The following is an 8,776-nucleotide window of genomic DNA, read 5'->3' as shown; positions in this document are numbered from 1 at the left end:
GCGATTGATCGCCGCCCGGGTGGCCGAAATGGCCTGTGCGCTCTTCAGGTCTGACCGCTGCGGGCGTCGACCGGCAGGTTGGCTGCAGTGCCATCCGCGCGCGCCAGGACGAAATTGTCGAAATTGGCGATCGAGGCGCAGGAGTGGTTGGGGAACACGCGCACGCGACTGCCGAGCGGCAGGGCGCGCCCGGAATGGGGGACGAACCCATGTTCCTCGGACAGTCGCTCGAGTGCCCACATGCCGGTTTCGCCATCGCCTTCAGCGCTGACGACCGTGCCGAACCCAGCGCCACCCATGCCATGTGCGCCGCGATCGGAGCTCATGGACTTCGAACCAGCGTCGATGATGAAGTGCGCGTCGTTGGACGCAACGACGCGGGCGACGACTGAAAGCGCGAGGTCGTCGGCGGTACAGATGCCAAGCCGAAGGGCGGTGCCGTCCAGAAAGACGTAGTTTCCGGGACGGATGTAGTCGACTTCCTGGGGCAGCGGTGCACCGAGGCAAGTCGGCGTTGCGCCGACGGAAATGCAATCGACGGCGATTCCGCGTTGCCGAAGCCGGTCGGCGAGGCCGGCGAGGGCCTTCGCCTCGTCGCGGGCGATCGTGGCCAGGGCGTGCGGCTCAGGAGCGGCGTAGGCATGTCCGGCGTGCGAAAGCAGTCCGGCAAATCGCAAGCCAGAGGCGCCGGCGATCCTTGCGCACAGTTCAGGCGCTGCCGGGTCATCGGGTTTGAGGCCGACGCGGCCGAGGCCGACGTCGACCTTGAGGAACACGCCGATCTCGACGCCGTACCGGCTGGCGGCCTTCGACAGCGCATCGACACCTGTTTCGCTCGCCGCAATCGTACGCAGTTCCACGCCCCGCGCCTTGACCACAGGCAGCAGGCGATCGAGCGACGCCGCGCGGACGATGGGATAGGCCAGAATGATCGACGGGATCCCGGCTTCGGCAAAGATAAGCGCCTCGCTGGGCTTGGAGGCGGTGATACCGCGCGCGCCTGCGGCCAGCTGCTGCCCGGCGATGTGGAGGCTCTTGTGCGTCTTCACATGCGGAAACATTGCCACGCCTGCTGCATCGGCGCGCTGCTGCATGGCCTTGATGTTGCGGGTAAGCCGTCTCTCGTCGACCTCGATATAGGGTGTCGGTTGATCGGCGGCTGCTGGACGCAGGAACCCGGTGGTCTTGGCTTCGCTTGCGCTGTCGCGGATTTCTGTCGACGCGATGCCGGCAGCGCTCGCAGCCGGTTGCGTCACTTCGAAAGTGCTCATGTTGGGATACTCTGATCTGGAACGGGGTATCGCGGCTGCGGTCAGCCGGTTGCGACCTGGCGCACGTAGTGGGTCGATGAGATCTGCCGCATCGGCAGTTCGCGAGGCACGAAGTCCGGCGCACGCACCGCACTCGGGATTTCGTCGGACATCGGCTGGCGCCCTTCCGGACGGCGCGTCGGGTCGGCAATCGGCACGGTCGATAGCAGCTTGCGGGTATAGGGGTGCTGCGGATTGCCGAACACCGAACGGCGATCGCCGATCTCGACGATTTCGCCGAGATACATGACCGCAACGCGGTGGGCGATGCGCTCGACCACCGCCATGTCATGGCTGATGAACAGAAGAGCGATCTGCATCTCGCGCTGCAGGTCCATCAAGAGGTTGATGACCTGTGCCTGGATCGTCACGTCGAGCGAGGCGACCGCCTCGTCGGCGACGATGAGACGCGGCTTGAGCGCAAGCGCCCGGGCGATACAGATGCGCTGGCGCTGGCCACCGGAAAATGCATGCGGATAGCGCTCGAGATGCTCAGGCGAAAGCTCCACCTTTGCCAGAAGTTCGGCGGCGCGGGCGCGCATGTCCCCGGTCGAACCCAGCTTGTGGACCCGCATCGGGTCCATCAACGACTGCTCGATCGTCATGCGCGGGTTGAGCGAGGAAAACGGATCCTGGAAGACCATCTGAGCCTCGCGCCGAAATCGCGCAAGGACGGGGCGCGGCGCGCCGATCAGCTCGGTTCCATCGAAGCGGATGGAGCCCGAACGCGGCCGATCGAGCTGCATGAGCGAGCGGGCGACCGTCGACTTGCCGCAGCCGGATTCGCCGACCAGCGCCAGGGTCTCGCCGGGAAAAATGTCGAAGGAGACGTTCTCCACCGCGTGCACCCGGCCGGAGACGTGGCCGAATAGCCCGGCCTTGAGATCGAAGCGCGTCACAAGGTTTCGCACCTCGACGAGCGGGCGGAGGGCTTCCGTCATGTGAGCCGGCGCGTTCATTCTGTCGTCTCCGCGGGCTGCCGCTCCGGTTCGAACACCAGCAGCGGGAATTTTTCCGGCGCATCCTTGTCGGCCATGCTGCCGAGGCGCGGCACGGCGGAAATCAGGGCGCGTGTATAGGCATGCGTCGGCTTGGCGAAGATGTCGTAGACCGAACCCGTCTCGACGATTTCACCCTTGAGCATCACGCAGACCCGGTCGGCGACCTCCGCGACGACACCCATGTCGTGGGTAATGAACAGCACCGACATGCCGATCTCGCGCTGCAGGGCGCGGACCAGATCAAGGATCTGCGCCTGAATGGTCACGTCGAGCGCGGTCGTCGGCTCGTCGAGGATCATCAGCGACGGGCGGCAGGCAAGCGCGATGGCGATCATGACGCGTTGGCGCATGCCGCCGGAGAGCTGGTGAGGATACTGGTCGAGCCTGCGTTCCGCATCGGGCACACGCACCAGCTTGAGGGTGTTGAGCGCGATCTGGCGCGCTTCCTCCGGTGCCTTGTTCTGATGATGGATCACCGCTTCGGCAATCTGGTCGCCGACGGTAAAGACCGGGTTCAGGCTCGACATCGGGTCCTGGAACACGATCGAGATATCCGCGCCGCGAAGGGCTTCGACCCGCTTTTCCGACAATGTCGCGAGGTCGGCGACCTTGCCGTCCTTCAAGCGCATCAGCACCCGTCCGCCGGTGATCGCCGCGCCGTCATATTCCGTCAGCCGCATGATCGTCATGGCAGTCACCGATTTGCCGGATCCGGACTCGCCGACCAGCGCGACGGTCTCGCCGCGTGCAATGCGGAAGGAGACGCCCCGCACCGCGCGCAGCTGGGAGCGTGTGCCGGCCGCGAAGGAAACCTCCAGGTCTTCCACGGAAAGGATGACATCCTCGGGCAGTTCAGGGGGCGCGGATTTAGACAGGAACATCAGCACATGGACCCGATTTCGAGGGGACGTTGCCCTATCAGGTCTCGCAACGGGGTTGCATCCTGTCAATATGCTCGGATGGCGAAGAACTCCCAGCGAGGCAGGCCGTCAGTGCCTGGGCGGCACGCGATCGGCTTCGGTCCGCGCCACAAAACCGAGTGAAATCAATGTGTCACGAATGTGGCAATCGAAACTATGCGCTTTCTGCATCGTGTCGCCTGTCTTCGCATATGGCCTCGATCGGGCGATTTCGGTCATGACGATGCCTCAGGCGGCGTCGATGCCGGCATCGAATCCGTTCTTGTACTGTGGCAGTGCCGCACACTGCTTGAGATGCTGCCACAACCCATCGCTGTCGGCGCTGCCGGGGCCGGCGCGTCTGAAGATGCGGATCTCCATTTCGAGCGACATCTGTGGTCCGCCGATCTGGACGAGGCGGCCTTGCCGCAAGGCTTCCGCCACACAGATCTGCGGCAGCCAGGCGACGCCGCGCCCGGCGACCGCCATGTGCTTCAGGCCGTCGGCGAGGCCTGACTGATAGACGGTGCTGAGATTGAGCGGCCTGCGCCAGCGCGACTGGATCAAGGTCGCCAGCTTGCCGATGTAGCCGTCGCTCCAGGAATAGGCGAGGTAAGGGATCTCCGTGCTTTCGGGCCCGTCGATGTCGAACAGCGGTCGGCCGCTCTCGTCGGTTCCCGACACCAGGATGAGCCTGTCCTTGCCGATCTGCAGGGATTCGAACGGACCGCCTTCCAGCACCGGCGGGCCATCGGGATGTACATAGGTAATGGCAAAATCGCACTGGCCCGAACACAGGTGATCGATGCTTTCAAGGAAGTCGGCCGCATGCATGCTGGTGCGAAGCGGCATCCGCGAGATCAGCGGCGAGCCAATCCATCTCGGGAAAAAGTACATCGCCAGCGTGTGCAGCGAGGTAAATGTCAGCATGGCCGAGCTTTCGCCCGCGACATTGCGGCAATCGGTGCGCAGCCTGTAGGCCTCGCGCACGAGGCGCTGGCAACCGGGCAGGAACATCGTTCCCGCCCGTGTCAATTGCACGGGATAGGTGCTGCGGTCGATGAGGTCCGCGCCGATCCAGTTCTCGAGTGATTTGATGCGGCGACTGAAGGCCGGCTGCGAAATGTTGCGCGCAGTCGCCGCCGTCGAAAAGTTCCGCGTGGCGGCGATTTCGAGAAAATCTTCAAGCCATTGCAGTTCCATGCCGGCCCTCATGCGTGATTTGCATAGTCTATCCTAATTACACATTGGACAGACCTGCAAGGGCTCTTCTAGCCTCCCCTATAACGAGAAGAAAACTTCCGCCTCCACCAAATGGGAACAACGATGAAACGCACCTTAGCCCTAGCTCTCTGCTTGGGGCTCGGCATCGCGGCTGCGCCCGCTATGGCCGAGACCAAGAACCCCGGCACTTTCGTCTTCATGTGGACCGACGACATCCAGTCGTTCGACCCCGCCTATATCGCCAACACGCCGAGCTCCTACGGCGCGCTCAACATCTACAGCCGCCTGTTGAACTTCAACGGCTCGAAGATTTCCGAGTTCGTGCCGTCGCTCTCGACCGAAGTACCGTCGCTCGAGAATGGCCTCATCAAGCAGGCTGCCGACGGCTCCGTCAGCTACACCTTCCCGATCCGCAAGGGCGTTCTCGCCCACAAGGTCGGGATCAAGGGCGCCGACGGTAAAGTCACCTGGGAGTATTACGACAAGCTGACCGACGCCCAGAAGGCGACGATCGAGCCTGGCTACGGCCAGATCACGCCGGAGGACGTGCGCTATTCGCTGTTGCGCGCCATCCTTCAGGGGCAGTCGTGGATGTCGAACGCGATCACCGAGGTGATCACTGCCGGCAAATACACCGACATCGCCAAGTGGGTTGAGGCCGAAGGCCAGGTCAAGTCCATCAACGACGCCAGCCCCGAGATCCTGCGCAAGGTTTATGACGAACTCTCATCGCAGATTGTCGTCGATGGCGACAACGTCACGCTGAAGCTGCCGAAGTCGTTTCCAGCAACGCTCGGCGTGATCGCGCTGCCCTTCGGCACCTCGGTCGTCGACAAGGAATGGGTTGCATCGGTCGGCGGCTGGGATGGCTCGGGCGACACCTGGAAGGCCCATTACCGTCCGGAACTCGGCGCCAATCCGCTGTTTGCGGAAGAAAACGGCACCGGGCCGTTCATGCTCGAGGAGTGGGACCGGACCGACCGGCGCATCACCCTGAAGCGCTTCGACAATTACTTCATGGGCCCCGCCAAGCTTGAACGCGTGGTCATGCGCACGGTGCCGGAATGGACGACGCGGCGCCTGCAGCTTCTGTCCGGTGACGCTGATTTCGTTACCGCCCCGGTCGAGTTCATCGACGAACTCAGCAAGACCGAAGGCGTCAAGGTCATCGACGGCCTGCAGAAAGTGTTCTCGCGCGGCATCTTCTTCGCCTGGCCGCTCGACGACAACGACAATCCGGCGATCGGCAGCGGCAAGCTGGACGGCGCCGGCATCCCGCCGGACTTCTTCGCTGATATCGACGTGCGCAAGGGCTTCAACTATGCCCAGAACTATGATGCGCTCCTGAACCAGGTGTTGCTCGGAAAGACCGTGCAGTCGCGCGGGCCGACGGTGCGCGGCATCATGGGTTACCGCGCGGACTCACCGATCTACAGCTACGATCCTGCCAAGGCAGAGGAGCACTTCAAGAAGGCATTCGGCGGCAAGCTCTGGGATACCGGCTTCGCCTTCACCGCCTATGTGACCGAGGGCAATCCGCAGCTGACGGCCGCACTCTCGGCGCTGCAGCAGGGCCTGTCGCGCATCAACCCGAAGTTCAAGATGCAGATCCAGGCACTGCCCTGGGCATCGGTCTCGGACAAGCTCAACAACCGCGAGAAGCCGGCGGCTCCTTTGACGGTGATGGGCTGGGGGCCTGACTATTCCGATCCGGGCGGTCCGCTCGGTGCAGCCAGCTACTATCTCTCGCCCACCGGCCTCGTCGGCGGCATGGTCGGCCAGGGCTACCGCGATCTGATGGCCGAGAAGTTCAAGCCTCTGCTCGACGAGGCATGGGCTTCGGTCGATCCCGCTGTGCGCGAGCCGATCTACGCCAAGCTGCAGGAAATGTCGTACGAATATGCCACCACCCAGTTCCTCTGGGAAGACTTCGGCTACGTCGTCACCCGCAGCAATATCGATGGTTATGTCGACAACATGATCCTCTACGGTGCGTGGGACTTCTACCCGGTCACCAAGGCCAACGACTGATTGGCCAGGGCTGTCGGGTGGCGATCTCACCCGGCAGCCCTTGTTTCATTTTCCCTGAAATCGGAACGTGTGAACCGTGCTGAACTACGCACTCAGACGATTGATGATGCTGCCGATCGTCCTCTTCGCGCTGTCGTTGATGATTTTCGCGCTGCAGATGTCGCTTTCGCCGACACAGAGACTGGCGGCCTACGCGCCGTCGCCCGATTATCTCAAGGGCGGTCAGGAAAGCATTCGCCGGATGATCGAGCAGTACGGGCTGAACGATCCGTTCTACCTCCAGTATGGCCGCTGGATCGGCGGCGTTCTCAGCGGCAATCTCGGCTGGTCCGAGACCGCCCGCCAGCCGGTGTCGACCGCCCTGATGTCGCTGTTTCCGGCGACGCTGGAACTGGTCGTGCTGGCCTTCGTTCCCTGTCTGCTGCTCGCCGTCTACCTCGGCTCACGCGCCGGCATCTATCTCAACCGCTGGCCGGACCATGTCATCCGCATCTTCACCATTCTTGGCTGGTCTTTTCCGGTTTACGTCTTCGGCCTGCTGATGCTCCTGATCTTCTATTCGGCGCTTGACTGGTTCCCGCCCGGCCGGCTCAGCCAGTGGGCCCAGACCATCGTCAGTTCCGGCGATTTCGTGCGCTACACCGGCGCCAACACCGTCGATGCGCTGTTGAACGGTAACCTGGCGATCTTCGGCGATGCGCTTCGTCACCTTGCGGCGCCCGTCATCACGCTGACCTATGTCAACGTCGCCAGCATGACGCGGGTGATGCGCACCTCGATGCTGGAAACGCTGCGCCAGGACTATGTGCGAACCGCCCGCGCCAAGGGCCTGCCGCGCCGCGTTGTCGAATTGCATCACGCCAGGCGCAACGCGCTTCTGCCGCTCGCAACCATCGCCGGCATGGAACTCGCCGTGATGATGGGCGGCGTGGTCATCACCGAGACCATCTTCGACTATGCCGGGCTCGGCCAGTTTGCCGCCAAGACCGCCGCCAATCTCGACTTTCCCGCAGTTCTCGGCTTCGGCCTCTATTTCGCGGTCGTCCTGGTGCTGATGAACCTGGTCGTCGATCTCATCTATCCGTTGCTTGACCCGAGGGTGAAGACGCAATGAAGTTTCTTCGTTACCTCGCACGCAATCCGGTGTCGCTGTTCGGCGTCGTGGTCCTGCTCGCTTTCGTGCTGATCGCCGTCTTCGCCCCCGTCTTGGCACCGCCGCAGAGCTTCCAGCTTTCGCCCTACGACACGCCGCGCGCGGGTTTCCTCGCGACGCCGCAACCGCCTTCGCCTGAGGCCATGTTTGGCACGACCCAGGGCCAGTACGACATCTTCTATGGTGTCGTCTGGGGTACGCGCACGGCATTCAAGATCGGGCTCGGGGTCGTGGCGATCTCCGTGCTGATCGGCACGGTCGTCGGCGCCGTCGCGGCCTATTACGGTGGCGTCATCGAGGAAGTGCTGATGCGCATCGTCGACGTGTTCATGGCCGTACCTTTCCTGATCGCTGCCATGGTGCTGACGGCGTTGCTCGGCAAAGGCATCGTGCCCATCACGATCGCGCTCACGACTTTCGGCTGGATGAGTTATGCCCGTATCGTTCGAAGCGAGATCCTGAGGATCCGCGAGATGGATTACATCCACGCAGCCAGGAGCTATGGCGCCAGCGATCTCAGGCTGATCGTGCTGCATATACTGCCCAACGCCATGTTCCCGGTGCTGGTTCTCGCGACGATGGCGACCGGTTCCATGGTGCTGTCCGCCTCGGCGCTCAGCTTCCTCGGCGTCGGCACCGAAGAAGGTTATGCCGACTGGGGCCAGTTCATCGCCTATTCACGCAACTGGATCGTCGGTCAGCCCGGCAATCCCTTCCAGTTCTGGTACACGCTGGCCTTCCCGGGCGCGGCCGTCTTCCTCTTCGTACTGTCGTGGAACCTGGTCGGCGATGCGCTGCGCGACATGCTCGACCCACGCCACGCCCATTGAGACCCAATCCCTTTACGACCCAAGGAGCATTTTCCATGTCCTCTCTGTCTGCTGCTTCCATCGAGCTGTTCGAGGATCTGATCCGGTACGAGGTCGAGGATAAGGCGATCCCGTCGATCTCCTACGCCCTCGTCGACCGCGACGGTGTGCTTGCCGAAGGCCATGTCCAGCGCCATGACCGACATTTCGAAATGGGCAAGGACACCTGCTTCCGTATCGGCTCGATCACCAAGACCTTCACGTCGCTCGCGATCATGCAGCTGGTCGAAAAGGGCCTTGTCGATATCGATGTCGACGTCTCGACCTATCTGCCCGGTTTCAAGCCGGT

General features: G+C 62.9%; 8 protein-coding genes. 4 read left to right on the top strand and 4 right to left on the bottom strand.

Annotated features, from left to right (window positions below; all coding sequences use genetic code 11):
• Nucleotides 1–44: 44 nt before the first annotated feature.
• The 4 genes from I8N66_RS30095 to I8N66_RS30080 all read right to left on the bottom strand — a co-directional run bounded on the left by I8N66_RS30095 (nucleotide 45) and on the right by I8N66_RS30080 (nucleotide 4,413).
• A complete protein-coding gene (locus tag I8N66_RS30095) occupies nucleotides 45–1,271 on the bottom strand; it encodes an alanine racemase (RefSeq protein ID WP_291161933.1) in 1,227 nt (408 codons plus the stop codon).
• A 41-nt stretch (nucleotides 1,272–1,312) separates the two neighbouring features.
• Nucleotides 1,313–2,269, bottom strand: coding sequence for an ATP-binding cassette domain-containing protein (locus I8N66_RS30090; RefSeq protein ID WP_113538109.1), 957 nt, complete (start codon nucleotides 2,267–2,269; stop codon nucleotides 1,313–1,315).
• On the bottom strand, nucleotides 2,266–3,138 hold the full coding sequence (locus tag I8N66_RS30085; RefSeq protein ID WP_291161927.1) for an ABC transporter ATP-binding protein: 873 nt from the start codon (nucleotides 3,136–3,138) through the stop codon (nucleotides 2,266–2,268). The genes I8N66_RS30090 and I8N66_RS30085 overlap by 4 nt, the downstream gene beginning before the upstream one ends.
• A gap of 321 nt (nucleotides 3,139–3,459) precedes the next feature.
• A complete protein-coding gene (locus tag I8N66_RS30080) occupies nucleotides 3,460–4,413 on the bottom strand; it encodes a LysR family transcriptional regulator (RefSeq protein WP_113538107.1) in 954 nt (317 codons plus the stop codon).
• A gap of 123 nt (nucleotides 4,414–4,536) precedes the next feature.
• Between I8N66_RS30080 and I8N66_RS30075 the strand changes: the two genes are divergently transcribed.
• The 4 genes from I8N66_RS30075 to I8N66_RS30060 form a co-directional block, all read left to right on the top strand.
• Complete coding sequence (locus tag I8N66_RS30075) at nucleotides 4,537–6,465, top strand: ABC transporter substrate-binding protein (protein WP_113538106.1); 1,929 nt, start codon at nucleotides 4,537–4,539, stop codon at nucleotides 6,463–6,465.
• A gap of 76 nt (nucleotides 6,466–6,541) precedes the next feature.
• Entirely contained in the window at nucleotides 6,542–7,579 is a 1,038-nt protein-coding gene (locus tag I8N66_RS30070) for an ABC transporter permease (protein WP_244546825.1), read from the top strand.
• Nucleotides 7,576–8,448 carry an ABC transporter permease gene (locus I8N66_RS30065; protein WP_291161916.1) on the top strand — a complete coding sequence of 291 codons (873 nt, stop codon included), beginning with the start codon at nucleotides 7,576–7,578 and terminating at the stop codon, nucleotides 8,446–8,448. Before I8N66_RS30070 ends, I8N66_RS30065 begins: the two co-directional genes overlap by 4 nt.
• 35 nt (nucleotides 8,449–8,483) lie before the next feature.
• Nucleotides 8,484–8,776 (top strand): serine hydrolase (locus I8N66_RS30060; protein ID WP_291161913.1); only part of this gene is annotated, 293 nt, incomplete at its 3' end.

This window comes from Ensifer sp. SSB1 (assembly GCF_016652895.1).
Lineage (GTDB): Bacteria > Pseudomonadota > Alphaproteobacteria > Rhizobiales > Rhizobiaceae > Ensifer.
Note: the sequence above shows the minus strand (reverse complement) of the source record. Positions and strands in the feature narration are given on the sequence as shown.

What these genes read in the sequence shown, in the direction of transcription:
- I8N66_RS30095 (WP_291161933.1), bottom strand. Translation starts at nt 1,271, where the DNA reads ATGAGCACTTTCGAAGTGACGCAACCGGCTGCGAGCGCTGCCGGCATC.
- I8N66_RS30090 (WP_113538109.1), bottom strand. Translation starts at nt 2,269, where the DNA reads ATGAACGCGCCGGCTCACATGACGGAAGCCCTCCGCCCGCTCGTCGAG.
- I8N66_RS30080 (WP_113538107.1), bottom strand. Translation starts at nt 4,413, where the DNA reads ATGGAACTGCAATGGCTTGAAGATTTTCTCGAAATCGCCGCCACGCGG.
- I8N66_RS30075 (WP_113538106.1), top strand. Translation starts at nt 4,537, where the DNA reads ATGAAACGCACCTTAGCCCTAGCTCTCTGCTTGGGGCTCGGCATCGCG.
- I8N66_RS30065 (WP_291161916.1), top strand. Translation starts at nt 7,576, where the DNA reads ATGAAGTTTCTTCGTTACCTCGCACGCAATCCGGTGTCGCTGTTCGGC.